Raw genomic sequence first — 23,603 nt, 5'->3', positions numbered from 1 at the left:
GGTGAGTATGAGACAGCGACACGCCGACGTTACGGCGTGCCGCTGTCTCATACTCACCACAAAGGTGTACGGCCCGCCGTGATCGGCTCGCCACCGCGCGGCAGCAGCTGCGGCGGAGCGCAGCGGAGCCCACTGCACACGGCAGTTAACCCGAGCCGAGAACCTCAGTAGCGGTATCAGGGGCGGTTACGGTCGCGGTGCAGTGGGCAATCGCAGGGCGGGAACTGGCTGGACTGCAGGGGCGCGAGCTTGTCCTTGATCATGACGATCACCTTGCCCAACTCCTCCGTGACCGCGCCGGTTTCCGAGGACACGCGGTAGCCCCACAGCCATCGTCTGCAGCCGCGAGCCCTGGGGCGGTTGGGTGAATACCGGCCGGATCGACCACCCGATCCGGCATCTATTGCCCATAATTCAAACCATATGCACATGACCGCGTCATCGTGCAGGACCTGCGCGGGTTCGGCGCGAGCAGCCGGGCCGCGTCCGGGTACGACGCGGGGACCCTGGCCGAGGACGCCGCGGCGCTGCTCACCGCGTTCGGCGTGTCCTCGGCCGCGGTGGTGGGCATCGACGCGGGCACCACGCCGGCCTTCCTCCTCGCCCTCGCCCGCCCCGGTCTCGTCCGGCGCCTGGTCGTCATGGAGTCCCTGCTGGGCAGGCTGCCCGGCGCCGAGGACTTCCTCGCCGACGGGCCGCCGTGGTGGTTCGGCTTCCATTCCGCCATGCCCGGGCTCGCCGAGACCGTACTGGAGGGCCACGAGGCGGCGTACGTCGACTGGTTTCTGCGTGCCGGCACGCTCGGCGACGGGGTGCGCCCTGCCCTCCGGGACGCCTTCGTCCGCGCATACACCGGCCGCCACGCGTTGAGCTGCGCGTTCTCGTACTACCGGGCCCTGCCCGAGAGCGCGGTACAGATCGAGCGGGCGGTCACCACTGCCCGCCTGACGGTGCCGACGATGGCGGTGGGCGCCCGGCCCGTCGGCGCTGCGCTGGAACGCCAACTCCGCCCGGTCACCGACGATCTCACCGGACACGTCATCGAAGACTGCGGCCACATCATCCCGCTGCACCGGCCGCGCGCCCTGCTCACGCTGCTGCGTCCGTTCCTGGCCGGCGAGGAGTTGTCAGGTACTTCCTGACGGCGTAAGGTCACGCCTGACACCGTCAGGAAGTACCTGACACGGAGGGGAAGGTGATCGGATGTCGCCCGCGGCGAAAGAGTCCGTGATAGCGGCGTGCTCGTTCTGTCAGAAGCGGAACACCGAGGTCGGGACGCTCGTGGCCGGACCGGGCGTGTTCATCTGCGATGAGTGCGTGGCTCTCTGCTCGACGGTGATCGAGGGGAAGCCCGCGGAGGGCGGACCGCAACTCGCCCCGTGGGACCAGGTGACGAGCCCCGAGGTGGTGCTGGCGAGTCTGCCGCTTATCGCAGCCGCGGGGGCGCAGGTCGAGCGGAACCTCACTCAATGGGTGCTCAAGGCACGGGCGCTGGGAGTGACCTGGGCGCGCATCGGGGAGACGCTGGGGATGACCCGCCAGTCCGCGTGGGGGCGTTTCTCCGGCGAGGACTAACCGGCTTCTTGCCCCTCGGCAAGCCGCGGCCACAGCGCCTCAGCCGGGAATCGGCCCCCTTCGGCCCCTCCGACCCCCTCGGCCCCCTCGGCCCCCTCGGCCCCCTCAAGAATCAAGCACCGCGGCGACGGCCTCGATCTCGACGAGCTGGTCCTTGTAGCCGAGCACGGTGACACCCATCAGAGTGCTGGGGACGTCATGGTCACCGAACGCGTCCCGGACCACCTCCCAGGCGGCCACCAGATCCTCCTGCCGGGCCGATGCGACGAGGACCCTTGTGTTGATGACGTCCTGGAGTGACGCGCCGGAGGCAGCGAGAGCGGTCCGCATGTTCTCAACGGCCTTCAACGCCTGACCCGCGTAGTCCCCGATCGCCGCCGTCGAGCCGTCGTCGTTCAGTGGGCACGCGCCGGCAAGGAAGATCAGGCGGGACTCGGCGGGCGCCGTAGCCGCGTAGGCGTACTCGGCGACATCGGACAAGGAGGCGGAGCGGATCAGAGTGATGGCACGAGCCACGTCGTCGGGTCCTTTCGTATCGAGTGTTGAACGCGGACATCCTGCCAGCGGCCCGCCGGAACCCGCCTTCCCTTTTCCGTCGCCCTTCTCTTTTCCGTGGCCCCCTGGCGCCTCGGCGTTAGATCTTCCCCAGGTCGGCCGCGAGGTCCGCCGCGCGCGAGAGCTCGTCCGCCAGTTCCGTCCGCTCCGCTTCGGTGAGCGTGAGGGCGGCGGCGTCGGCGAGATGGGTACGGGCCGTGGCGGGGTCGTCGAGTTGGGCGGCGAGGTCGGCGCGCAGGATCAGGGCGCGGTAGTGCTCGGCGGTGCCGGACGGGGTCTCTTTCGTGAGGGCACGGTCGAGGATGCGGGCGGCTTGGGCGGGGTCCTCCTTGGAGATGCCGATCAGCCAGGCGTTGTGCACCGCGCGGGCGAAGGGCTCCTTCGGTGCGGGGGCGTGTTCGAGGGAGGCGCCGGTGGGCTGGCCGATGCGGACGCAGTTGCCGCCGGGGTCGGTCAGCAGGAACTGCCGCATGCCGTACGAGGTGTCCTTCAGCTGCCCGATGCGCGGGATGCCACGGGTCGGTATGCGGCCGAGGGAGGCCTTGAGCCGGGCCCGGAAGGTCTCGTACAGCTCATCGACGCGATCGGTGGCGACGTAGCAGGTGGACCAGGACTCGGCCGGGACAACCGACTTGTTGCCGAAGAACTGCAGCTCGATGTCGCTGCCGTAGCTGAGTGCCGCATATGGGTTGGGGCGGGTCTGCAGGTGGTCCACGGCGAAGCCGAGGCGCTCGTAGAACTCCACCAGTTCGGGGATCGACGGGCAGGGGAGGATGGGGATCATCTTCTCGACCATGCGCCAGACGGTAGGCCGCCGCCCCCCTCTAGTCAAACTTGACTAGAGGTCATTGCCGACAGGCCGACAGGCATACGGCCTGCCCCGGGGGCAACGTCCGCTACCCGCCCACCACCGCCCGCACCTCATCCACCAACGCCCCCGCCCGGGCCACCCGCGCCCCCAACTCCCCCGCCCCATCACCCAATTCCCCCAGCAACGCCGCCGCCCGCCCCACGAACCCGGCAGGCGTGTCCGGCATCCCCGCCACCGCCGCCATCGCCCCCTTCTCGTTGAGGCACCAGCGGCGGTGATGGGCGAACAGCGCCTGGACGAGCAGCCCAACGGCCCGCGACGCACACAGCGAGACGTGCAGCACGTCACCGCGCCGGGCCGACTTGGCGGCGTTCGCGACCAGGAACCCCGCCTCCCACACCGCCCCCGCCGGCAGCGCCTCCCGCAGCGGCTCCGGATAGCATCCAGCCTCGGCCCCCGACTCGGCCCGCAGCTCGCCCAGTTCCCCGCCCGGATCGGCCAGCACCCGCCCCAGGGCAACCTCGCCCACATAGCAAGGCGACCAGAACCCCAGCGGATGCCCGACCTGCGTCCCCACCTCGTACCGCCCCGCGCGGCACTCCTCCCACACCGTCCGCACGCGGTCCACGTCCCGCAGGATCCAGTCCACGGCCTGCCCGTCCACGTCCAGCCACGCCCCGCCGTTCACCCACGGCCCCCATCCGCCCGGGCCCGCGACCTCCACCGGCCCGCCGGCCACCTCGGCCGCCAGCCCCCGCAGCCGCTCCACATCCAGCGGGCCCCGGTAGTACACGCCCAGGTCCCAGTCCGAGTCCGGCGTGTGCTCGCCCCGGGCCCGGCTTCCGCCGAGCATGACGCCGACCACGCCCGGGACCTCCACCAGCCGCGCCGCCATGTCCTCGATCCCGATACTCCCGATACTCCCGATCGTCATCGGCCCATCCTCCGCCGCGAAAACTCGGTGGAGCCACACCGATCCCGCTGCATAGGCTCGCGGGATGGCCACTCGTACGTTCCGTATCACCGTCCGCGGTGTGTTCGACGGATTGAGCAATGACCAGCGGTCCGAGCTCCTGGCCCGCGCCGCCGAGCACGACGTACTGCGCGCGGGGTTCACCCCGGAGGGGCATCTCAGCTACGACATCGCGGCCCGGCCCGCCTTCACCTTCCGCTTCCAGGACTCCGGGGAGGCCGAGGAGGACATCCTGGACGCGACGGAGCGTGCCGAGGAAGCGGCGAAGGCGTGGCTGGCGGAGCGCGGCTACGGCTTCAAGAACCTCAAGTCCAGCGCGGAGGATCTGTCCCAGGCGCCCCTGGGCAAGCGGCAGCGCCGCGAGGCCGCTCGCGCCGCTGCCCCGAGGAAGGCGTAGTGGGTCTGGGGACGGTGGCGGTCACGGGGGCCGCGGGGAACATCGGGTCCGTGGTGCGGGAGGCGCTGCGGGGCGAGGCGGAGCGGATGGTGCTGCTCGACCGGGTGCCGCTTCGGCCGGAGGCCGGGAACGAGGAGGTGCACACCGTCGATCTGCGGGACGCGGCTGCCGTGGAGGCGGCGCTCGTGGGGGCCGACCGTGTGCTTCATCTCGGCGGTGTGCCGGATGAGGCGCCGCTTCCGGCTCTGCTCGAAGCCAATGTGCTCGGCACGCACCACGTCCTGGAAGCGGCGCGGCGCACCGGGATCGAGCGGGTGGTGCTGGCGAGCAGCAACCGCGCGACGGGCTTCTACCCGGCCGGGCATCTCACCGGGCCGCGGGAGCCGGCCCGCCCCGACGGTCTTTACGGGGTGAGCAAGGTGGCCGTCGAGGCTCTTGGGCAGCTGTACGCGGACAAGTTCGGGCTGTCCGTGGTGTGCCTGCGTATCGGCAGTTTCGAGCCCGCGCCCACCGAGCCCCGGCATCTGGCGACCTGGCTGAGCCCGCGCGATGCCATCGGCTTCGTCCGGGCCGCGCTGACCGCCCCGGCGTCGACTCGTTTCGCCACGGTGTACGCGGTCTCCGGCAACACCCGCCGCTTCTGGGAGCTCCCCGACCCGGCGGTGCTGGACTACGTCCCCGTCGACGACGCGGAACGCCACGCCGGCGACATCCCCGGCGCGGACCGCCCGGCCGACCCCGCCGCGCCCCAGGCCGGTTCGTACGCCCTGCCGGAGTTCACCCTCGAACACCTCCGGCCCTGACCTGACCGAGACCATTCGCTGGGTGTATCCCTCTCCCTCTGTTGAGGTCTGAGACGCCGCGCTCCGCCACTCCGTTTCCGCCACGGCGGGCTGACCCGTGCCCGACCGGCCGTATGAGGGCACGGCAAGTAGTCTCACCAGCACAGCTGTCGAGGGGGCGACATATGAACACCGGCCGGCACTCGGGCCAGCACGGCATCCAGTTCGAACTCACCCATCGGGGCTCGGCTCGAGGCCGTCTCAGGAAGAGGGCCACCCACACCTGGGCCGGGACCGTGCCCGGTTTCGGGCCGGTCGAGCTGGCGTGTCCGGCGGAGGAGGACCTCTCCCGGGAAACCGTCACCGCCTGGTTGTCGGGACACGGCGTACCCCCCATGTCGTTCACCGGCATCGAGTTCCGCGATCTGCCGCGCCTGGCCAGGACGACGCTGACGGCCGACGGGTGGACGGGCAGACTGCGCCGCCGCCACCTGGCGGTGACGGCGCGCGGTCGGGCGCTGCGGATCGAGATCGCCGAGCGCTCATACCGCTATCAGGTGCTCGGCAGCAAGCTCCGGCATGAGCTGCGGCGTGAGGGAGCCGTCGTCACGATGTCGCGCTCGGAGTGGCGGCATCCGCACGCCATCTCGGGTGCGGGGGAGGGCGGCTGCGACGGGCTGGACATCGGGCTGGCGATCCTGATGGAGGGCGTCTACACGCGCAATCTGACCTTCGGTGGCGCGCTGTATTCGTGGCCCGGACGCTTTCTGAGCCGGCTGGACGATATCCCGGACTTCTGGGACTTGTGAATTCCGGACTTCTGAATCACTGCTGCCGCGCGTACAGGGTGGCCGCCTCGGCCGCCTTACGGGCCAGGGCCTGGCGGAGTTCGTCGGGGGCGAGGACTTCCGCGTCGGCGCCGAACATCAGCAGCGCCTCGGCGGCGCCGAGCGACCGGAAGCGCAGCTCGACCAACTGCCGTTCCGGATCACCGCCGTCCGCTTCCGCGGCGGGCCGCGGGGCGTCAGGGGCCGGCGCGAGATCGGCTTCGTGGATGCGCAGGAATCTGGCCAGGATCTCCCGCCGGACGCCGACCGTGACGGCGACAGGGGCGGGGATGTCGTCGATGCGGCGGCGGAGGGTGTTCCATACGTCGGTCAGCTCCAGGCCGTCGCGCCGCTGAGCGGGCTGGTCGAGGACGGTGGCGGATACGGTGCGGTCGGCCCGGAAGAGCTGGGGCTCGCCGCGGTGGTCGGCGACGAGGTACCAGACGTCGGCCTTGCTGACCAGCCCGTACGGATCGAGGGTGTACGAGCGGACGCGGCTGTCGCGGCCGTGCCGGTAGCGCAGCCGCAGACGCCGGTCGGTGAACACGGCCTGCTGGAGTACGGCCAGGTCGGCGCCCGGGCGCGACGGGCGGCCGCGCCAGCGGGCGGGGTCGATCAGGATGCGGCGGCTGGTCAGGTCCGCATCCGGCCGGTGCGGGGCGGGCAGGGCCGCCATGATCTTGCGCAGCGCGGACCCGATGGCCTGCCCCAGGCCCAGATCGGCGTGGGCGCGGCCGGCCAGCAGTACGAACAGGGCGCGGGCCTCGTCGGCGGTCAGCCCGGTGACGTCGGTGCGGAAGCCGGGCAGCAGGGCGATACCGCCCTGCGGCCCGCGCGTGGTGTAGACGGGCACACCGGCCGCCGACAGCGCCTCGACGTCCCGCATGATCGTGCGGACCGACACCTCCATGCGCTCGGCCAGCACGCCGGCGGGCAGCTGTCCGTGGGTCTGCAACAGCAGCATGATCGAGAGCAGTCGGTCGGATTTCATGGCTTCAAGAATTCCTGCCGTATATGACGCCATCTGTCATATACCCCGCCCAGGATCCATAGTGCGCCCAGAATCCACTACGACGGAACCTGAGCCGAAGGCCCCTCCCCCACCTCCGCCACCACCACGTACAGCGTCACCGCCGCGAAGAACGGCCCCTCGGCAAGGTGGTCGAGAAAACGCCGCGCCGCCTCCTCGCTGAAGTACCCGGCCGCCGCCGCACGCTCCGCGTTGCGCTGGAAGCCGAGGATCCGGTCGGCCGACCGTACGTCGCGGAAGACCGAGGTGACCGGGACGACCGTCGGCACCGCGAAACCGGCCTCCGTCGCGAGCCGGGGCAGTTGGCGGCCGATCAAGGCGTTGCGGACGATCCGGTCGGTGATGTGGCGGGTGTACGCGCGGGAGATCTCGGGGTCGGGGTGGTCGACGGCGAGCGAGTCCCAGTCGGGCTCGGCCATCACCAGCCGCCCGCCCGGCCGCAGCACGCGCCGCGCCTCGGCGAGGACCTGGGCCGGGTCCGTGACGTGCTGGAGGGTGCGGTCGGTGCGGGCGGCGGCGACGCTCGCGTCGGCGAGGGGGAGGTCGTGGGCGTCGGCGAGCCGTACGTCCACGGCGGGGAGGTCCGCCGTACGCCCGCGCGCCCGGTCCACCATCTCCGGGTCGGTGTCGATGCCGATCACCGCCCCGGACGGGGTGACCGCCTCGGCGAGGGCCGCCAGATCGGTGCCGGGGCCGCAGCCCATGTCGAGCACGGTCTGGCCGGGGCGGATGTCGAGCGCGTCGAGCACGAGCCGCTTGTACGAGCGGCCGACGTCGGTCCCGGCCAGCCGGTCGAGATAGCCGATCCGGTCGGGCACCGCCGCCTCGAACATCCGGTCCGTGACCTCGGCCAGGGACCGCAACTCCCGCTCCAGCACCTCGCGCCCCTTGGCCGTCAGCCGCACCGGGCGCTGGCGGCCCTCCCCGGCCAGGGGCTCGATCAGCTCCTTGTCCTCCAGGCGCGTCAGGGCTCCGTAGAGGCTGCCGGGGCCGAGGCGTTCGCCCGACAGTTTCTCGATGGCCGCGTTGATGGCGTAGCCGTGCAGGGGTCCATCGGCCAGGGTGCAGAGCACCAGCATCTGGGCGTCGTTGGTACGCATGAGGCTCCTCGTCTCCGGCGAACAGGGCAGGCTTCGCAGCCATGATACGCGCCGCGTACTACGCGATGCGTAGCATTCGCCGGAACCGGGCCCGGGCCGCCCTATCCTGGGCCCGTACACCCCTCAACCCGATCCGGAGCGACCCCTTGTACTTCACCGACCGCGGCATCGAGGAACTGGAGAAGCGGCGCGGCGAGGAGGAGATCACCTTCGAGTGGCTCGCCGAGCAGCTGCGCACATTCGTGGACCTGAACCCGGACTTCGAGGTCCCGGTGGAGCGGCTTGCGACCTGGCTGGCCCGGCTCGACGACGAAGACGAAGACGAAGACGACTAGCCGAGCAGTCGCGCAGCCCACCCGACCGCTCAGGCCGTATAGCCGCCGTCGACGTTGATCGTGGCGCCCGTGACGTAACCGGCGTCCGGCCCCGCCAGATAGGCGACGAGGCCGGCCACCTCGTCGGCCGTGCCGTACCGGCCCACCGCGAGGTGCGGGAGGGCGGACGCCGCCCACGGCCCGTAGGCCGGGTTCATGTCGGTGTCCACCGGACCGGGCTGGACGTTGTTGACGGTGACCCCGCGGGCGGCGACGTCGCGGGCCAGCTCGCGAGTGAAGCCTGGCCGGCACCGTCCGCGAGGTCGTCAGCCGGTGGCTCAGGAGCGCGGCCCGGGCCATGACCGGGGCGGCCACCCCGGCCGGATGCCTGCTCGTCCACGGAGCGCTCGTCACCGGGGACGCCGCGAGCGAGGTGAAGGCCGATGTGTGCACTCGGCGCCAGGCGGGCGAGCTCATGCTCACCGAGCGCTTCGAACGGGCCCGGCTGTCCGGCGACCTCCCCGTCGGCGTCGATCCGAAGGACGCCGCGCGGTACGTTCTCGCCCTCACCGAGGGCATGGCCGTCCAGGCCGCGTACGGCGCCGACCGCACCGCTCTGGAGCGCCTGGTCGACCTGGCCCTCGACCGACTGCCATGGGAGCGCGCCGAATCCGGGGCCGGGCCGGAGGTCGAGGTCGGGTCCGGACAGCCCCCGGCTGATCAGTCCAGATAGATGAGCGCTTCCGACCGCGCGCTGTCGTAACGCTCCTGCCCGGAGCCGACGAGGTGCCGTGACAGCCCTGTGTCGAGGCCGTAGCCGTTCTCCTTGGCCCAGCCCGCGACGAGATGGTTCACCTGCTTCTGGCCGGTGGTGAAGTGATACTCCGTCTCCTGCGCAGCCGCCTGCCCCGCCTGGGCGATCTGGTCTTCCTTCCAGTCGTAGACGCCCGCGTAGAGAACGCGGTAGACGGCGTCCGTGACGAACCCGGTCGCCGGGCCCTTGCCGGCGAGCGAGGCACCGGCACTGGCGGCGGCCTGTATACCGCCAGTGACGACGAATTCGGACGTCTGGGCGTGGTTGGCCCAGGAGACGGCGTCGTCCTTCTTGTCGCGGGCGATATCGGAGCTGATTCCGTCGTAGAAACCGAAGACGGAGGACGCCCCTTCGATGGCCGCGGCGCGTTCATTGGGGCTGTCGAAGTCCGCCTTGGTCAGGGTCCCGGCGGAGTAGAAGCCCTCGGCGTCGTACATCTCGCCGAACGCCTTACCGTCCTCCGCCACCCCGCGCATGATGCGGGTCAGGGTCTCCCTGGGGACGGACATATGGGCGTCCTTGGGATCGCTCGTGCCGTCGTTCCACACCCCGTCCTTGTCCGCGTACGGACCCGTACGGGTCAGGATCTCGTGGGTTTCGGGGGTGTAGTCGACGAGCATGCCGGCCAGGTTGTCCCGCAGATTCGGGTGCAGACCGGCCCCCTTACGGCCGTCGTCCAGGAGCGTGAGGGTGTCGTGCATGACGCGGGCCTCGGCGTCGGTGTGATACCCGAGGACGTGATCCGTGCCGGGGACGTTTCCGGTGGCCGCCGCTTCGAGCGCGGGCCCCAGGCCCGTACGGCTGTCGGGGTCGTCCCGGTAGTAGATGTCGCCGTCCGGGGTCTGCATCACTATCTTGGGCCAGTCGCGGTCCTGCAGCAGATACTTCAAGCGGTCGTTCTCGCCGTGCGCGCCCGGGTCGAGGAATGCCTTGGCGACGTCGGGCTGCTTGCCCATGATGCCGAGCAGATCATCGAGCGGATCGGTGGATTTGAGGCTGTGGCCCTCGCCCTTCTGCCACTTGTCCGTCCCGTCCTTTTTCTCCACGGCGATGAGATCGTTTCCGATGTCGACCAGGAACTTCTTCCCGTAACCCTTGCCGTGCGTCATGAGGTTGAGGAACGACTGGTAGCCGTAAAGGCTCTCCCCCGGACGCCCGAAATTCTCGGTGCCGACCTTGCGCAGCCCCTCCTGCCACTTCTTGTAGAAGGGGTCGGAGGGCGACTTGGTGGCGGTGGCCAGGGAAGTGGCGACGCCTTCCTGGAGGGCGGTGAAGGCCTTCTTGGCGTCCTTGTCGTCATCCTTGGCGAGGCTGTTGAACTTGTTGTTCAGTTCGATGGTGGCCTTGGGGCCCATACTGTCCAGGAACGTCTGGCTGAACGCCTTGTCGTGCCGGTTGTCCCGGAACAGCCGCTGAAACTCGGCCATCTCCGTTTTGTCGAGCTCATCGCCGGAGTTGAGCTTGGTCGCGAGGTCCTTGGCCTCCTTGGCCTCGACCTTCTCGATATCGCCTTCCGCCGCGCCATTGAACCCATCGACCGCGCCGTCGACGAGATCGGGATCCGCCACGGCCGCCTTGAGCGCGAGCTTCACCCCCCGGTCGGCGTCGTCGACCGCCTTGACCGCCGCCTCGATATGCCGGGTCCACGTCCGCTCGACGTCGCGCATCCCGGGCTCGTGGTGCGCGGCATTGGCCGCGGAGGCAGTGGCCTTCGAGTAGTCATAGCTCGCGACACCGGCGTCCGAGACCTTCATACCGGCCTTCACGGCGTCCGCGACCGCCGACTTCACCTTCCCGCGCAACTCGACGAACTGGCTGTGCGCGTCCCGCAGGATCGAGGCGACGGCGCGGGCCTCCTTGGGCGCCGCGGTGAACTGCTCGTCGGTCAGCTGCATATTGGGGCGCGCGACCAGATGTGACGCACCATTCCAGGTCCCGTCGAGCCCGACCGATTTGACCTTGCTGTCGTAGATCTTCTGGACCGCTTCGAACTTCTTGGCGGCCTCGTCCCATTTGGTGGCGGCCGACTCGAGGAGCGACAGGTCGATGGTCATGACCTGGTGGTACGTGAGCACGAGTTCCCCTTCAGCGGATCTTCTCAGCGGATTTCCGAGGCGCGAGACGGGAACTGCGTGTCTTGCGGGCATGGAGCAAGCGGGACGAACGGCATGATTCCCCCGTGACCAGTCATCAAGTGGAACGCCATATTCGGCGATTGCACCCTACGAAGCTAGCAGCGCTGCGTACATACCTTGTTCAAAGCTCAAAAGCTTGAGGACGATCTGAGGCGGTCGGCGACGGCAGCGATCGTTACGCCACCACCGGGCCCCGCCCCGGTGCCCCCGCCTCGTAGTCCAGCCGGGGGTCGGACGCCAGCACCGCCTGCTGGAGGCGCTGCAGCTTCGCCGACGGCTCGATTCCCAGCTCCTCCGTCATGGCCAGGCGCAGCCGCTGGTAGACCGCGAGGGCGCGGGTGCGCTGACCGGAGCGGTGGAGGGCGAGCATGTAGTGACCGTGCATGCCCTCGTGGAAGCGGTGCTCGACGACGAGCGAGGCCAGATCGCTCAGCGCCTCCTGGTGGCCACCGAGCCGCAGCCGGGTCTCGATGCTGCGCTCGGTGACCGTGAGCCGGGACTGTTCGAGCCGGGCGACCTCGGCCTGCAGGGGGCGTCCGTGCGGCGCGACGTCGACCAGGGCCGGGCCCTGCCAGACCGACAGGGCCCGCCGGAAGGCCGTATCGGCGGCCCGCTCGTCGCCTGCCTCCAGCGCGTGTTCGCCCTCGGCGACCCGGTCGCGGTAGCGGTGGACGTCGAGCTGGCCGTAGCGCAGCGCCAGGGCGTAGCCGCCGGGCCTGGTCTGCAGCACGTCCCGGGCGACCGCGGCCGACGGGACGCCGAGCGCCTGGACGAGCAGCTTGCGCAGGTGCAGGACGTACGTCTGGAGCGTGGTCAGCCCGGTGCGCGGCGGCCGCTCGCCCCACAGCTCGGTCATCAGGGACTGTACGGGCACCATCCGGCCGTCGTTGAGCAGCAGCAGGGACAGGACCTTGCGCGGCTTCATCGCGCTGGGCACCGCCGACTGGTCGCCGTGGCGCAGCGTCAGCGGTCCGAGGACGCTCACATGCATGGGTGGAGCCACCTCCTCACACATCACCTGCGGTACGCGCGTACGAACAGGTCGGCGGCCCTCTCACAGATGGCCGCGGCTTCGTGCCCGGGCAGCGGGCGGGTGCCGTACATCGACTGGTGCAGGCCCTGCTGGACGAGCAGGGCGACGAACTGGCGGGCGACGGTGGCCGGGTCGTCGACGCTCAGCTCGCCGCGCTCGGTGCGGCGGGTGAGCAGGTCGACGAGGTACGTCACGAGCTGCCGGGGCTCGCCGTCCGCGCAGGCCGGGCGGAGCGAGGGATGGCGGGCCACCTCGGAGATGACCAGGCGGCGCAGCGCGGAGGCGCGCTCGTCGAGCAGCACCTGGAGCACCCGGTGGCCGAAGGAGACCAGGGCCGTCTCGGCGTCCGCCGCGCCCGCACCCTCGTTTTTGGGTTCGTCGGCGAGGTCAGGAGTGAGGTCGGGGGTGAAGCGGGCGGCCACCCGCTCCCGTTCGTTCTCGACGGCCGCGAGGAACAGCCGCTGCTTGTCCCCGAAGTGGTTGTAGACGGTCTGCTTGGACACATGGGCCTCGTCGGCTATGACGTCCACGCTCGCCCGGGTGTATCCCTCGCGCAGGAAGACGGCGACAGCCGCCTCCAATATGGCCTGCCGCTTGGCGGGCTGAGGGCCCGCCGGCCGGCCCACGGCGCCGCGTGGCCGCGGCGCGCTGTCCGTCCGCAAGGCTCCGTCCTCCTGACTCACCGGCTCCGATGCGCACTTGCCCCGGATGGACTTGCGAGTCTAGCCTTCCATCACTTCACTGGACTAGTCGGTCCAGTCCAAAAAATTACGACCCCACGCCCCACGAGGAGAGAGCTCCATGAGCGCACCGGAGAACAGCGACGCCCTGCGCCACCTCACCCTGGCGCCCGAGGCGCAGAACCAGCTGTTCCTGGAGGCCCGTACGGCCAACACGTTCACCGACGAGCCGGTCACGGACGAACAGGTCCGCGCCATCTATGAACTGGTCAAGTTCGCCCCCACCTCGATGAACCAGCAGCCGCTGCGCGTGGTCCTGGTGCGCTCCGAGGAGGCCCGCGCCCGCCTCGTGTCCCATATGACGGGGCGCAACCAGGAGAAGACGGGGAAGGCGCCGCTGGTCGCGGTCCTCGCGGCCGACCTGGACTTCCACGAGGAGCTGCCCAAGCTGGTGCCGTTCATGGAGAACCCGCAGGACGTCTTCGCTGAGCCGAACCTCCGCGAGTCCTCTGCTCGGTTCAACGCCGCGCTGCAGGTGGGCTACTTCATCCTGGGCGTACGCGCGGCCGGGCTTGCCGCCGGGCCGATGATCGGCTTCGACCACGAGGCCGTGTCCAAGGAGTTCTTCGAGGACGGCCGGCACCGGGCGGTGTGCGTCGTCAACATCGGCATGCCGGGGCCCGACGCCTGGATGGGCCGGCTGCCGCGCCTGGAGTACGACGAGGTCGTCACGACCGTCTGACCGGGCCGCCTCATGAACAGACCGCCTGTGCCCCGACGGCGGGGCACAGGCGGTCGTCTTTGTGCTTCTTGGAACTTCTTGGAGCTCAGCTCTCGATCAGCTCATGGAACGCGACGGTGTCGAAGATGTCCTCCATCCTCGTCGCTCTGCCGTCCCGCATCGTCCAGGAGTGGACGAAGTCCAAGGTCGCGGTGGTGCCCGTACGCGAGGTCACCTCGCGGGTACCCAGGACGACGACCCGGTCCCCCTGCTCGATGAACTCCTGAGGGCTGAGCTTCATCCCGCCGAGCACGGTCGGGACATGGGCCAGGAATTCCTTGACCCCGGCATGGCCCAGCTTGGTGCCGCCGAGGCCGTACTTGGCCATCCCGCCCGGGTGGACCCACTCCACGTCCGGATGCATCCCCGAGAGGATCCCCTCGACGTCCCGGTCGCGGAAGCCCGCGTAGCACGCCCGGATGGCCTCGATGTTCTGTGACGCCACGGTTGTTCGCATCTCCTCGGTGTCTTCTCGGTTCAGGCGGCGGGCGCGGCGGGGGCGGCGGAAGCGTCCGGGCGCGGCTTCACGTGGTCGGGGTACAGCGCCTCGAGGGTCTGCCGTACGCCCTCGCGCCACGGCACCCGGCAGGGGCCGGTGAGCTCCAGGCGCCGCGCCGGGTCGAACTGGTAGGTCTCCCGGGTGACCTCGCTGGGCACCAGCTTGGCCTCGACGCCGGTGAGCTCTTCGAGGTAGCGCACACAGTCCGTCATGCCCACCGGCTCGTCACCGCCCCAGTTGACCAGCGTGGCGGGCACGGACGCGGCGGCCCACAGCTCGGGCACCTGGCCGACCAGGTCGTCGGTGTGCAGCAGCGAGCACCAGTTCTGGCCCTCCAGCGGCACCGGTATCGGCTCACCGGCCAGCATCCGCTTGAAGTAGAGCATCGGCACCCCGCCGTAGCCCCCGGGCCCGTACGCGATGTTGAGCCGGGCGATGGTGGTCGGCAGGTTCAGCACGCTCGCGAAGGCCCGTACGGCGCCCTCGGCGGCGATCTTGCCCACGGGGTAGGCGGGCAGCCAGTCGGCGACCCCGTCGACCGGGTCGTCCTCGGCGTACGGGTGATCCAGGGTCTGTCGCTTGTAGAGCGCGCCCGTGGAGACGTACAGGAACGCCTCCGCGCCGCGGCAGTGGGTCATCAGCCGGCCGCAGGCGACGGAGTTGACCTCGATCGCGGCGTTGAAGTCACCGTCCTCGCCGCGCCGCACCGCCGAGTGGATGACGTGCGTGAAGTCGTCGGGGAGCCCGTCGTACGCGGCGCCGCCGAGGTCGTTCATGTCCCAGTGGTACGTCCTGATCCCGCGGGCTCTCAGCTCCTCCTCGACGCCCGGGGTGGCGAACCGGCCCAGGCACCAGACCTCGTTGTGCTCGGCCAGCGCCTCGGCCACCGGGCGGCCGACCTGTCCGCTGCCGCCCGTGACCAGGATCTTCTTGCCTTTCAACGTGCTCTTCTCCTCTTGCCTGCGCTAATCGCGCGCTCATTACTCGCCGTCGCCCAGCGCGCGGTCGAGTTCCCTGCGCAGGATGGCCTGGAAGGTCGCGACGTGCTGGGGCCCCATCAGGGTGTAGTGCTCGCCGGGCACGTCGATATAGCGGTTGGCCTCGGTAGTGTGCTCGTCCCACCTGCGCAGCTCGTTGTTGAGCCAGTCCTCCTTGGTGCCGCGCAGCGGGATGGCGTAGAAGACCGTCATCGAACGGGTGGTGCCGGTGGGCGTATAGCCGCGGCCGAGGTCGGTGAGCCCGTTGGCCAGCTCGGCCCAGGCCGTGAACTTGTCCAGGTCCAGATCGAGCTCGGCCAGCCGGCCCTGCGGGGCGATCGTGAGGAAGTGCGCCAGCTGCTCCTCCTTGCGCAGCCCGCGCAGCTGCCCGGGGAGGTCGAGGGACTGCTTCTTGTTGATCAGGTCGAGGAAGAACGCGAGGTTGGCCGCGGTTTCGACGAAGTCAAGCTCGTCCATGCGGGACTTGATATGCGGCGGGAGGTTGAAGCTTCCGACGAAGTCGACGCGCTCGCCCTGCGCCTCCAGCTCCTTGGCGATCTCGAAGGCCACGGCGCCGCCGTACGAGTAGCCGGCGACGGCGTACGGGCCGTGCGGCTGGGTGGCGCGGATGGCCTCGACGTACGTGGCGACCATCTCCTCGAAGCTCGCGAAGGGCCGCTCGCCCTCGTTGAACCCCCGGGCGCGCAGGGCGTGGAAGGGCCGGTCACCGACGAAGTACTTGGCGAGGTTGACGAAGACCAGCACCTCGCCGACGCCCGGGTGCACACAGAACAGCGGCGTCTTGTCGCCCGCGGCCTGCAGCGGCACCACCGGGTCGTACGCCACAGCCGCCGCCGAGCCGCCCTCGCCGAGCCGGGCGGCGAGGGCGCGCACGGAGGGGGCGGTGAGCACGGTGATGATCGGCAGATCCACGATGCCCAGGCGGCGGCCCACCTGGCGGCGCAGCCGCAGGATGTCCAGCGAGGTCCCGCCGAGGTCGAAGAAGCTCGCGGTGACGCTGACCTCGTCCGGGGCCATGTCGAACATCTCGGCATAGATCTCGGCGAGCACCCGCTCGGTCTCGCCGTCCGGCGCGGTGTACCCGCCGAGCCTGCGGGTGGTCAGCTCGGCGACGCGCGCGATGACGTCGTCGAAGCCGCCGGACTCCAGGCGGATGCGCATCCGCCGGCGCAGCGTCTTGCCCAGGCTGGTCTTGGGGAACGCCTCCTTGGGCAGCGGCAGGATGAGGGAGGGCCGGAACCCCCAGTGCATCACCACGGTGGAGCGCACGGCGGTGAGCAGCCGGTACAGGCCCGCCTCGGGGCTGGCCACCTCGGGGCTGGCCACCTCGGGGTTGAACACCTCGGGGTTGAACGCCTCGGGGCTGACCGCGATCACCAGCTGCTCGGTGTCGCTGCCCGGCCGCCGGGTCGGGAAGGCCGCGACATAGCCGCCGGCCACGCCGTCCAGCTGCTCGAGCGCCGCCTCCATCTCATGACTGAAGTAGTTGACGCCATTGACGATGATGCTGTCCTTGCTGCGCCCGACCAGGGTGAGCCGGCCGTCGTCGATACGGCCCAGATCGCCGCTGCGGAACCAGCCGTCGGGGGTGAATGCCTCGCGGGTGGCCTCCTCGTTGTTGTAGTAGCCCGTTGTGATCATCGGGCCGCTGAGCTGCAACTCCCCCACTTCGCCCGCGGGCAGCGCGCGATGCTCGTCGTCGGCCACCCGGATGGTCAGCGCCTTGACGGGCGTGCCGAGGTTGGCGAACTCCTGGCCCGCGTCGACCTGCGGGAAGTCGCGGTTGTAGATGCTGCCGGCGCACGTCTCGGTCATGCCGAAGGCGGGCCACAGCGCGGACCGCCGCAGGCCGTACGGGGCGTAGTTGGCGAGAAACGCCTCACCGGTGGCGACGACATTGGCCTCGCCGCCGCTCACGATGTGGCGCAGCGCGCTCAGATCAAGCCGCTCCCCGCCGCCCCGGCCCTCCCCGCCTTCCCTGACCTCCCCGCCCGGCACCACCTCCTCCGCGAATTCATGGGCCGCGGAATTAAGCGGGCCGAGGAGGAAATTCGGGGTGAAGGTCATCGTCACCTTGTGACGGGAGATGATGCGCAGGAACCGCTGCGGCTCCTCGAGGATGACGGAGGCCGGGGCGTGCAATTGGTTCGCGCCCACGTAAAGCGGCAGCAGATGCGCTTCCAGAAGCGCCGCGACATGGTCGTAGGAAATCCAGTTGAAGGTGGTGTCGGCGGCAGTGAGCTGCTGCTTGTCCGACTTCCCTGCCATGGATGCCAGAAGGTTTCCATGGGAGAGCATCACGGCTTTGGAATTTCCGGTGGAGCCGGAAGTCAGCACCAGCAGGGCGAGGTCTTCCGGCGCGGCCCGGTGGATGTCCGGCGCGGGTTCACCGCCGCCGAGCCCTTCCACCGGGGCCACGGCGAGCCCCGGCACATCGGGCAGCTCGGCGCGCGTCGCCTCGGTGGTGACCAGCAGCGGACGGTCGAGCAGCCGGTCGACATGGGCGAGCTGCGCGGCCCAGCGGGCGGGGTCGCCCGGCACCGGCGCCATGGGGCAGGGGACGAACCCGCCCAGCAGACAGGCCCAGAAAACGGAGAGAAATTCCCGCTGGTCATCCAGCAGCAGCGCGACCTTGTCACCGGCCCTCAGCCCACGGGACCGCAGGCCGGTGAGCAATCGGAGCGCGGAATCGAGAAGTTCAGAATAGGGCTGGCGTATGGATTCGCCCTCCGCGCCGTCGGGCAAGTAACCTACCCCCGAATAGGGGTACTCCACCGCTGCCCTGACCAGCAGCTGGGTCACGGAACGCAGTTCCTGGACGTCTTCGGGCGTTGAGTATTTCAAGGACTGTCTTGACATGACCCATTTGACCCTTCCCCCCCGATTCCGAGGCCCTGAAGGTAACAGCCTCGAACATTCGCACTCCATGACTCTCCAGTCAGGCTCTAGCGGCGCTCTAGCGAATCCCGGCCGACGACCGCCCGCGCCGAATCAGCCACCCCGGCATGCCTGAGGTCGCCACTTGACTCCCCGGATCCGCGATATATCGTGTCTAGTAGAAGACGCGATATGTTGCGTCGCGTCTGCCGCGGGGTCCGGTCAGGGGTCCCGCCAGTGCCCAGCCAGGGGAGGCCAGGGATGTCAGGGATGTCAGGCCAGTCCAAGTGGTCGTTGACCGAACCACAGAACCTCACCTTCGACGACCTCGTATCCACCCTCCAGGTGCGCGTCGTGGGCGGCACCATCAACGTCGTCGGGACCGACACCGGCCCCGCCCGCCTGGAGCTCACGGAAATCGACGGCCCGCCGCTGACCGTCACCCACGAGGACGGCGCGCTGAAGGTCGGCTACGACGACGTGCCGTGGAAGGGCTGGCGCAAGTGGCTCGACCACAAGGGCTGGAACCGTACGGTCCATCTCACCCTCGCCGTGCCCACCGACACCAGCGCCTCGGTCGGGGCCGTCGGCGCCGGAGCCGTCGTCTCCGGGCTCACCGGCCGCACCGATGTGCACGGCGTCACCGGCGACATCACCCTGCTCGGGCTGACCGGCCCGGTCCACGCCGACACCGTCTCGGGGCGGGTCGAAGCCCAGGCCGTCACCGGGCGGCTGCGCTTCAACTCCGTCAACGGCGACCTGACCGTCATCGAGGGCTCGGGCCCGTCCGTCCACGCGGACACGGTCAGCGGCGACATCGTGCTCGACCTCGCCGTCACGACCACCTCGGGCGGCGCGGACATCGCCCTCAACAGCGTGTCCGGCGAGATCGCGATCCGGCTGCCGCACCCCGCCGACGCCGAGGTCGAGGCGCACACCACGAGCGGAGCGGTCTCCAACGCCTTCGAGGATCTGCGGGTCACCGGCCAGTGGGGGGCCAAGCGCGTATCCGGCCGGCTCGGCGCGGGCAGCGGCCGGCTCAAGGCCACCACCGTCACGGGCGCGATAGCGCTGCTGCGCCGCCCGCCCACCGAAGAGGACGCCCCCGCGCAAGGCCCTGACCACCCCGAAGGAAAGGTCCTCTGATGGCCCCCGTCTTCGCCCACGGCCGGCTACGGCTCTACCTCCTCAAGCTGCTCGACGAGGCACCGCGCCACGGCTACGAGGTCATCCGCCTGCTGGAGGAGCGCTTCCAGGGCCTGTACGCGCCCTCCGCCGGCACCGTGTACCCGCGCCTGGCCAAGCTGGAGGCCGAGGGCCTGGTCACCCACACCACCGAGGGCGGCCGCAAGGTCTACTCCATCACCGACGCCGGCCGTGCCGAACTGGCCGACCGCGGCGGCGAGCTGGCCGACCTGGAGGTCGAGATCCGCGAGTCCGTCGCCGAGCTCGCCGCCGAGATCCGGGAGGACGTACGCGGCTCCGCCAGCGATCTGCGGCGCGAGATGCGGGAGGCGGCGCAGCAGGCCCGTACCTCGGGCAACACCTCCGACACGAAGGGCGGCAAGGACGGGAAGGGCGGGAAGCGCGGGTCGTGGGAGGGCCCGTGGGGGGACAAGGAGGCGTGGCGGCTGGCGAAGGAGGAGATGCGGCGCGCCAAGGACGAGTGGAAGGAGCAGGCGCGCCGGGCCAAGGAGGAGAGCCGCCGCGCCCGGCAGGACGCCCAGCGCGCCCGGCAGCAGGCGAAGGACGCCCAGGACCTGGCGCGCGAGGAGGTCCAGCGGATGGCCCGGCGGCTGCAGGAGCAGACGCAGGAACACCTGAGGACGGGCGACTGGCAGAGCGCCGTACGCGAGGGGCTGGCCGAGGTGTCGCGCGGCATAGGGCGTATCTCACGGCCGGGCGCGGGGGCCGCGGAGCACGCCGAGGCGGAGTACGTCGTCGAGCGCGCGGACGCGCCCAAGGCGGCGGCCGAGCACGCGCCCAAGGAGGGCGCGCCCAAGGAGGGCGCGCCCAAGGCCGCAAGGCATGAGCCGGAGCGGGCAGGGCACGAGCCGGAATGGGCCCGGGACTTCACCCCGTCCGGCGACCCCGCCCGCGATCTGGACCGGCTCCTGGACCGCTTCCGTGACGACGTCCGCGACACGGCCCGCGACCACGGCGTGAGCGCCGCCCACGCGGCCGAGGCCCGGCGGCGGCTCGCGGCGACCGCGGCGCAGATCACGGCACTGCTGCGGGAACAGGTGAAGGAATAGGCCCCCGCCCTCCCCATGCGCTGGCTATCCTTCGCCCTCGGCTTCCCCCCACTTCCGCCGCCTCGCCAGGTTCTCGTCCGAGTCTCATCCGAAGAGGTAAAAGTGACGCAGTACCAAGCCCTCGCCCGCCGCATGTGGCACCAGCTGGAACCGGTGCACGCCAGCCTCTACTTCGCCCCGCAGGCGTACGAGGAGGCCGCGGCGCTCGGCTACGACGTCGAGTCCCGCTGGCCCAGCTACTTCGCGTGGCGGGCCGCCCCGCTGGGCGCGGTCGGCCCCGAGCTGGTGACGGCCACCTTCTACAGCTTCAGCCCGCGCACGATAGCCGAGTACGTCCCCGCCGTCTGGGCCACGGCCGCCCCCGACAAGGTGGTGGCGGCGCGGCTGCGCGCGGTCGACCGTACGTTCCGCGCGCTGCTCGGCGACCGGGTCGGCGGGCAGGACATCGCCGAGGCCGCGGCCCTGGCCAAGGAGGCGGCCGAGGCCGCGCCCCTGGCCGCCCGCCCCCTCGCCGCCGCCAACCGCGACCTCGGCTGGTCCGACGAACCCCATCTGGCCCTGTGGCAGGCCACCATGGTGCTGCGGGAGCAGCGCGGAGACGGCCATCTGGCCGCGCTGCTCACCGCCGGTCTCGACCCGTGCGAGGCGCTGGTGTCCTTCGCGGGAGTCGGCGCCGCCCCGAAGGAGAACTTCGACGGCCGCGGCTGGACCGCGGAGGAGTGGAGCGCCGCGGCCGGCCGGCTGGCCGAGCGCGGCTGGCTCGACGCGGACGGGAACGCCACCGAGCGCGGCCGTCAGGGCCGCGACGCGATCGAGCGGCAGACGGACGAACTGGCCGCGGCGCCCTGGCGCGCGCTGGGCGCCGAGCGGGCCGAGCGCCTGGCGGAGCTGGTGCATCCGCTGCTCGCGGCGGTGTTCGAGGCGGGCATGCTGCCGGCCCAGAGCACGCTGGGTATCGCCGCGGTCCAGGTCGCGTACGCGTAGCCATACGCCTGGCGAACGCCCTTGACCTCAACCGTAGTTGAGGTATCAGGATCGCGGGCGGGGGCTGACGGAGGCGGAGCAGCCCCCGCCAGCCCCCCGCCCGCGAACCTGAAGGAGCCCCCATGCCCGGCGCCCCCAACCCCCTCCCCGACCTCACGCGCCCCGACGTCGGCGCCGCCCTGTTCTCCACCTGGAGCGTCGGCACGCCCGAGCGGCAGCGGGCGACGGCGGACGCCATTGCCGCCGCCTGGGACTCCCGCCCCTGGCCGAGCCCGCAGCTGCTGTCGCAGAACCTCTACGTGGGAACGGACGGCGACACGCTGATGCACCACGCCCAGCGGACGAGCGAGGAGGCGTACCACGCGTTCGTCCGCACCCAGCGCCAGGAGCGGGTCGACCAGATCGACGCCGCCGTTCCGGGGATCAGGCGCAACGGCATCGCCAACTACCGCCGCTACCGCGGCTTCGACACCCGGACGGAGAACGATCCGCGAGTGCCCGGGTGCATCGCCGTCATCGAGCTCGACTTCGACGACCCGGACCTGCGGCGCCAGTGGATCGACCTGGTCATCGAGGCCCTGGAGACGGACCCCGACCCGAGTCCGGACCTCATCTCCGCCGACTTCCACCTGATCGTCGACGGCGCCCGCCATCTGGCCAACGACCGCACCCGGGCGCTCAACTACGCCCAGTGGACGAGTGAGGAGGCGTACGACGCGGCCATCGCGTCAGCCGCCCCGGGCGTCGGCTCGGTGACCCCTGAGTGGGAGCGGATCCGAAACTTCCCGGGCTTCCGAGGAAGCAAGATCAAGCGCTACGGCTTCGAACGAAGCTTCGTACGACCGTAAAGCCGTAAAAGCAGCCTCAGACCGTCAGCACAACCTTCCCGAAAAGGTCCCCGCCCGCCATCTTCTCGAACCCCTCGCGGGCCCGGTCCAGCGGCAGCACCGAGTCGATGACCGGCCGCACCCCGCGCGCCGCGCAGAAGCTCAGCAGGTCCTCCAGCTCCTCCTTGCTGCCCATCGTGGAGCCGACGACCTTCAGCTCCAGGAAGAAGATCCGGTTGAGCTCCGCGGACTTGGGGCTGGGCCCGCTGGTCGCGCCCGAGATGACGAGGGTGCCGCCGGGCTTGAGGGACTTGATGGAGTGCGACCAGGTCGCCGCGCCCACCGTCTCGATCACCGCGTCCACGCGCCGCGGCAGCCGCTCCCCCGGCTCGTACGCGCCCTCGGCGCCCAGGTCGACCGCGCGCTTGCGCTTGGCCTCGTCGCGGCTGGTGGCCAGCACCCGCAGCCCGGCCGCCGCGCCCAGCACGATCGCCGCGGTGGCCACGCCGCCGCCCGCGCCCTGGACGAGGACGCTGTCGCCGGGGCGCACGCCCGCGTTGGTGAAGAGCATGCGGTAGGCGGTCAGCCAGGCCGTCGGCAGGCAGGCGGCCTCCTCGAAGGAGAGCTCCTTGGGCTTGGGCAGCAGATTCCAGGTGGGGACGGCGACCTTCTCCGCGAAGGTGCCCTGGTAGCGCTCGGTGAGGATGGAACGGGGCTCGCGGGGGCCGACGCCGTGCCCGCTCTGGCCGATGACCGAGTGGACGACGACCTCATTGCCGTCCTCGTCGATCCCGGCCGCGTCACAGCCCAGGATCATCGGCAAGGACTCCTCGCCGAGGCCGACGCCGCGCAGCGACCACAGGTCGTGGTGGTTGAGCGAGGCGGCCTTGACGGTGACGGTCGACCATCCGGGGCGCGTCTCGGGCCCGGGGCGCTCGCCCAGTTCGAGGCCGTTGAGCGGCTGGTCGCGGTCGATACGTGCGGCGTAGGCAGCGAACATGATCCCGACCATAGGCGCGCCGGCCGAGCGACGGAACCACACCACGATGTGACACGCGCCGCGCGCCCGCGCCCGGGGGCCACCCAGCCCTGCACTTCGCGACCGCCCGCATCGCGACCGGCCCGAGGCGGGCGCCGCCGCCGACCGGCGCGGCCGTCAGCGCGGGCGACTTGGACGGCGGCCGTCGAGTCCGGCCACACCAGCGCGGCGGGCGAGCGGCGGGAGACCGGCACGGCGCCCCTGGCCGCCGCCTCAGCGGGCGGCAGCGGTCCGCGCGGCGGGCTACCCCGTGGCGCAGGCCCCACGCCGCCCCTCGCCGAGGGCGCCCCGGTCGGCATGGGGCCGGTGGGGCCGCC

The 23,603-nt window shown here is 70.8% G+C and carries 24 protein-coding genes and 2 pseudogenes; 12 read left to right on the top strand and 14 right to left on the bottom strand.

All coding sequences use genetic code 11. From position 1 onward, the window contains the following. Positions 1–176 precede the first annotated feature (176 nt). Entirely contained in the window at positions 177–314 is a 138-nt protein-coding gene (locus ACWDSL_RS39035; RefSeq protein ID WP_450492705.1) for a hypothetical protein, read from the bottom strand. Positions 315–434: 120 nt separating this feature from the next. Here ACWDSL_RS39035 and ACWDSL_RS39030 point away from each other — a divergent pair. Further along, positions 435–1,142 (top strand): annotated as a pseudogene (locus tag ACWDSL_RS39030) (alpha/beta fold hydrolase); the annotation flags it as partial. Positions 1,143–1,203: 61 nt separating this feature from the next. Beyond that, a complete protein-coding gene (locus ACWDSL_RS39025) occupies positions 1,204–1,575 on the top strand; it encodes a ClpX C4-type zinc finger protein (RefSeq protein WP_089511167.1) in 372 nt (123 codons plus the stop codon). Positions 1,576–1,680: 105 nt separating this feature from the next. Here ACWDSL_RS39025 and ACWDSL_RS39020 read toward each other — a convergent pair whose 3' ends face one another. The 3 genes from ACWDSL_RS39020 to ACWDSL_RS39010 all read right to left on the bottom strand — a co-directional run bounded on the left by ACWDSL_RS39020 (position 1,681) and on the right by ACWDSL_RS39010 (position 3,875). Then, entirely contained in the window at positions 1,681–2,091 is a 411-nt protein-coding gene (locus ACWDSL_RS39020) for a RidA family protein (protein WP_450492704.1), read from the bottom strand. A gap of 118 nt (positions 2,092–2,209) precedes the next feature. Next, positions 2,210–2,926 carry a VOC family protein gene (locus tag ACWDSL_RS39015; RefSeq protein WP_450492703.1) on the bottom strand — a complete coding sequence of 239 codons (717 nt, stop codon included), beginning with the start codon at positions 2,924–2,926 and terminating at the stop codon, positions 2,210–2,212. A gap of 100 nt (positions 2,927–3,026) precedes the next feature. Further along, on the bottom strand, positions 3,027–3,875 hold the full coding sequence (locus ACWDSL_RS39010; protein WP_450492702.1) for a nucleotidyltransferase domain-containing protein: 849 nt from the start codon (positions 3,873–3,875) through the stop codon (positions 3,027–3,029). A gap of 64 nt (positions 3,876–3,939) precedes the next feature. Here ACWDSL_RS39010 and ACWDSL_RS39005 point away from each other — a divergent pair, with 64 nt between their 5' ends. The 3 genes from ACWDSL_RS39005 (at position 3,940) to ACWDSL_RS38995 (ending at position 5,902) form a co-directional block, all read left to right on the top strand. Further along, a complete protein-coding gene (locus tag ACWDSL_RS39005) occupies positions 3,940–4,311 on the top strand; it encodes a DUF6204 family protein (protein ID WP_450492701.1) in 372 nt (123 codons plus the stop codon). After that, positions 4,311–5,114 (top strand): NAD-dependent epimerase/dehydratase family protein, encoded by an 804-nt coding sequence (locus tag ACWDSL_RS39000; RefSeq protein WP_450492700.1) that lies wholly within the window; start codon positions 4,311–4,313, stop codon positions 5,112–5,114. Before ACWDSL_RS39005 ends, ACWDSL_RS39000 begins: the two co-directional genes overlap by 1 nt. A 164-nt stretch (positions 5,115–5,278) precedes the next feature. Continuing rightward, positions 5,279–5,902: a hypothetical protein gene (locus ACWDSL_RS38995; RefSeq protein ID WP_450492699.1), complete on the top strand. Its 624-nt coding sequence runs from the start codon at positions 5,279–5,281 to the stop codon at positions 5,900–5,902. 16 nt (positions 5,903–5,918) lie between these two features. On the opposite strand, the gene ACWDSL_RS38990 is transcribed toward ACWDSL_RS38995, so the two are convergent. Together ACWDSL_RS38990 and ACWDSL_RS38985 are read right to left on the bottom strand one after the other, a co-directional pair. Continuing rightward, positions 5,919–6,911 carry a helix-turn-helix transcriptional regulator gene (locus tag ACWDSL_RS38990; RefSeq protein WP_450492698.1) on the bottom strand — a complete coding sequence of 331 codons (993 nt, stop codon included), beginning with the start codon at positions 6,909–6,911 and terminating at the stop codon, positions 5,919–5,921. A gap of 77 nt (positions 6,912–6,988) precedes the next feature. Continuing rightward, positions 6,989–8,050 (bottom strand): methyltransferase domain-containing protein, encoded by a 1,062-nt coding sequence (locus ACWDSL_RS38985; RefSeq protein ID WP_450492697.1) that lies wholly within the window; start codon positions 8,048–8,050, stop codon positions 6,989–6,991. Between the two features lie 146 nt (positions 8,051–8,196). On the opposite strand from ACWDSL_RS38985, the gene ACWDSL_RS38980 reads away from it, so the two are divergent. After that, complete coding sequence (locus tag ACWDSL_RS38980; RefSeq protein WP_450492696.1) at positions 8,197–8,385, top strand: DUF6104 family protein; 189 nt, start codon at positions 8,197–8,199, stop codon at positions 8,383–8,385. Positions 8,386–8,414: 29 nt separating this feature from the next. Here ACWDSL_RS38980 and ACWDSL_RS38975 read toward each other — a convergent pair. Beyond that, a pseudogene (locus tag ACWDSL_RS38975) lies at positions 8,415–8,654 on the bottom strand (SDR family oxidoreductase); the annotation flags it as partial. 11 nt (positions 8,655–8,665) lie between these two features. On the opposite strand from ACWDSL_RS38975, the gene ACWDSL_RS38970 reads away from it, so the two are divergent. Next, positions 8,666–9,097, top strand: a complete 432-nt coding sequence (locus ACWDSL_RS38970) for a TetR family transcriptional regulator C-terminal domain-containing protein (protein ID WP_450492706.1) — start codon at positions 8,666–8,668, stop codon at positions 9,095–9,097. On the opposite strand, the gene ACWDSL_RS38965 is transcribed toward ACWDSL_RS38970, so the two are convergent. The 3 genes from ACWDSL_RS38965 to ACWDSL_RS38955 form a co-directional block, all read right to left on the bottom strand. Continuing rightward, positions 9,085–11,253, bottom strand: a complete 2,169-nt coding sequence (locus ACWDSL_RS38965; RefSeq protein WP_450492695.1) for a hypothetical protein — start codon at positions 11,251–11,253, stop codon at positions 9,085–9,087. The genes ACWDSL_RS38970 and ACWDSL_RS38965 overlap by 13 nt on opposite strands. Positions 11,254–11,488: 235 nt before the next feature. Then, the gene (locus tag ACWDSL_RS38960; protein ID WP_450492694.1) at positions 11,489–12,304 is read right to left on the bottom strand and encodes an AfsR/SARP family transcriptional regulator; all 816 of its coding nucleotides are present in this window, start codon (positions 12,302–12,304) and stop codon (positions 11,489–11,491) included. 23 nt (positions 12,305–12,327) lie between these two features. Further along, positions 12,328–13,008: a TetR/AcrR family transcriptional regulator gene (locus ACWDSL_RS38955; RefSeq protein WP_450492693.1), complete on the bottom strand. Its 681-nt coding sequence runs from the start codon at positions 13,006–13,008 to the stop codon at positions 12,328–12,330. A 139-nt stretch (positions 13,009–13,147) separates the two neighbouring features. Between ACWDSL_RS38955 and ACWDSL_RS38950 the strand changes: the two genes are divergently transcribed. Beyond that, the gene (locus ACWDSL_RS38950) at positions 13,148–13,768 is read left to right on the top strand and encodes a malonic semialdehyde reductase (RefSeq protein WP_450492692.1); all 621 of its coding nucleotides are present in this window, start codon (positions 13,148–13,150) and stop codon (positions 13,766–13,768) included. An 85-nt stretch (positions 13,769–13,853) separates the two neighbouring features. Here ACWDSL_RS38950 and ACWDSL_RS38945 read toward each other — a convergent pair whose 3' ends face one another. Genes ACWDSL_RS38945 through ACWDSL_RS38935 form a run of 3 tightly spaced genes read right to left on the bottom strand, consistent with a single transcriptional unit; the run spans position 13,854 to position 18,106 of the window. Beyond that, the gene (locus ACWDSL_RS38945; protein WP_450492691.1) at positions 13,854–14,252 is read right to left on the bottom strand and encodes a nuclear transport factor 2 family protein; all 399 of its coding nucleotides are present in this window, start codon (positions 14,250–14,252) and stop codon (positions 13,854–13,856) included. A 32-nt stretch (positions 14,253–14,284) separates the two neighbouring features. Then, positions 14,285–15,247 carry an NAD-dependent epimerase/dehydratase family protein gene (locus ACWDSL_RS38940; protein WP_450492690.1) on the bottom strand — a complete coding sequence of 321 codons (963 nt, stop codon included), beginning with the start codon at positions 15,245–15,247 and terminating at the stop codon, positions 14,285–14,287. 39 nt (positions 15,248–15,286) lie between these two features. After that, positions 15,287–18,106 (bottom strand): AMP-binding protein, encoded by a 2,820-nt coding sequence (locus tag ACWDSL_RS38935; RefSeq protein WP_450492689.1) that lies wholly within the window; start codon positions 18,104–18,106, stop codon positions 15,287–15,289. A 345-nt stretch (positions 18,107–18,451) separates the two neighbouring features. Here ACWDSL_RS38935 and ACWDSL_RS38930 point away from each other — a divergent pair, with 345 nt between their 5' ends. From ACWDSL_RS38930 to ACWDSL_RS38915, 4 genes are all read left to right on the top strand, one after another. After that, positions 18,452–19,327, top strand: a complete 876-nt coding sequence (locus tag ACWDSL_RS38930; protein ID WP_450492688.1) for a DUF4097 family beta strand repeat-containing protein — start codon at positions 18,452–18,454, stop codon at positions 19,325–19,327. Then, positions 19,327–20,436: a helix-turn-helix transcriptional regulator gene (locus ACWDSL_RS38925; protein WP_450492687.1), complete on the top strand. Its 1,110-nt coding sequence runs from the start codon at positions 19,327–19,329 to the stop codon at positions 20,434–20,436. The genes ACWDSL_RS38930 and ACWDSL_RS38925 overlap by 1 nt, the downstream gene beginning before the upstream one ends. Before the next feature lie 102 nt (positions 20,437–20,538). Continuing rightward, positions 20,539–21,420 (top strand): SCO6745 family protein, encoded by an 882-nt coding sequence (locus tag ACWDSL_RS38920; protein ID WP_450492686.1) that lies wholly within the window; start codon positions 20,539–20,541, stop codon positions 21,418–21,420. Between the two features lie 122 nt (positions 21,421–21,542). Continuing rightward, positions 21,543–22,268, top strand: a complete 726-nt coding sequence (locus ACWDSL_RS38915) for an antibiotic biosynthesis monooxygenase (protein WP_450492685.1) — start codon at positions 21,543–21,545, stop codon at positions 22,266–22,268. A 16-nt stretch (positions 22,269–22,284) separates the two neighbouring features. Here the strand turns inward: ACWDSL_RS38915 and ACWDSL_RS38910 are convergent, their stop codons facing one another. Then, positions 22,285–23,247, bottom strand: coding sequence for a zinc-binding dehydrogenase (locus ACWDSL_RS38910; protein WP_450492684.1), 963 nt, complete (start codon positions 23,245–23,247; stop codon positions 22,285–22,287). Positions 23,248–23,603: the final 356 nt, after the last annotated feature.

This window comes from Streptomyces sp. NPDC000941 (genome assembly GCF_053599555.1).
Note: the sequence above shows the minus strand (reverse complement) of the source record. Positions and strands in the feature narration are given on the sequence as shown.

Coding starts and splice junctions, on each gene's coding strand:
- ACWDSL_RS39025 (WP_089511167.1), top strand. CDS start 1,204: ATGTCGCCCGCGGCGAAAGAGTCCGTGATAGCGGCGTGCTCGTTCTGT.
- ACWDSL_RS39015 (WP_450492703.1), bottom strand. CDS start 2,926: ATGGTCGAGAAGATGATCCCCATCCTCCCCTGCCCGTCGATCCCCGAA.
- ACWDSL_RS39010 (WP_450492702.1), bottom strand. CDS start 3,875: ATGACGATCGGGAGTATCGGGAGTATCGGGATCGAGGACATGGCGGCG.
- ACWDSL_RS39005 (WP_450492701.1), top strand. CDS start 3,940: ATGGCCACTCGTACGTTCCGTATCACCGTCCGCGGTGTGTTCGACGGA.
- ACWDSL_RS38995 (WP_450492699.1), top strand. CDS start 5,279: ATGAACACCGGCCGGCACTCGGGCCAGCACGGCATCCAGTTCGAACTC.
- ACWDSL_RS38990 (WP_450492698.1), bottom strand. CDS start 6,911: ATGAAATCCGACCGACTGCTCTCGATCATGCTGCTGTTGCAGACCCAC.
- ACWDSL_RS38985 (WP_450492697.1), bottom strand. CDS start 8,050: ATGCGTACCAACGACGCCCAGATGCTGGTGCTCTGCACCCTGGCCGAT.
- ACWDSL_RS38960 (WP_450492694.1), bottom strand. CDS start 12,304: ATGCATGTGAGCGTCCTCGGACCGCTGACGCTGCGCCACGGCGACCAG.
- ACWDSL_RS38950 (WP_450492692.1), top strand. CDS start 13,148: ATGAGCGCACCGGAGAACAGCGACGCCCTGCGCCACCTCACCCTGGCG.
- ACWDSL_RS38930 (WP_450492688.1), top strand. CDS start 18,452: ATGTCAGGCCAGTCCAAGTGGTCGTTGACCGAACCACAGAACCTCACC.
- ACWDSL_RS38925 (WP_450492687.1), top strand. CDS start 19,327: ATGGCCCCCGTCTTCGCCCACGGCCGGCTACGGCTCTACCTCCTCAAG.
- ACWDSL_RS38915 (WP_450492685.1), top strand. CDS start 21,543: ATGCCCGGCGCCCCCAACCCCCTCCCCGACCTCACGCGCCCCGACGTC.
- ACWDSL_RS38910 (WP_450492684.1), bottom strand. CDS start 23,247: ATGTTCGCTGCCTACGCCGCACGTATCGACCGCGACCAGCCGCTCAAC.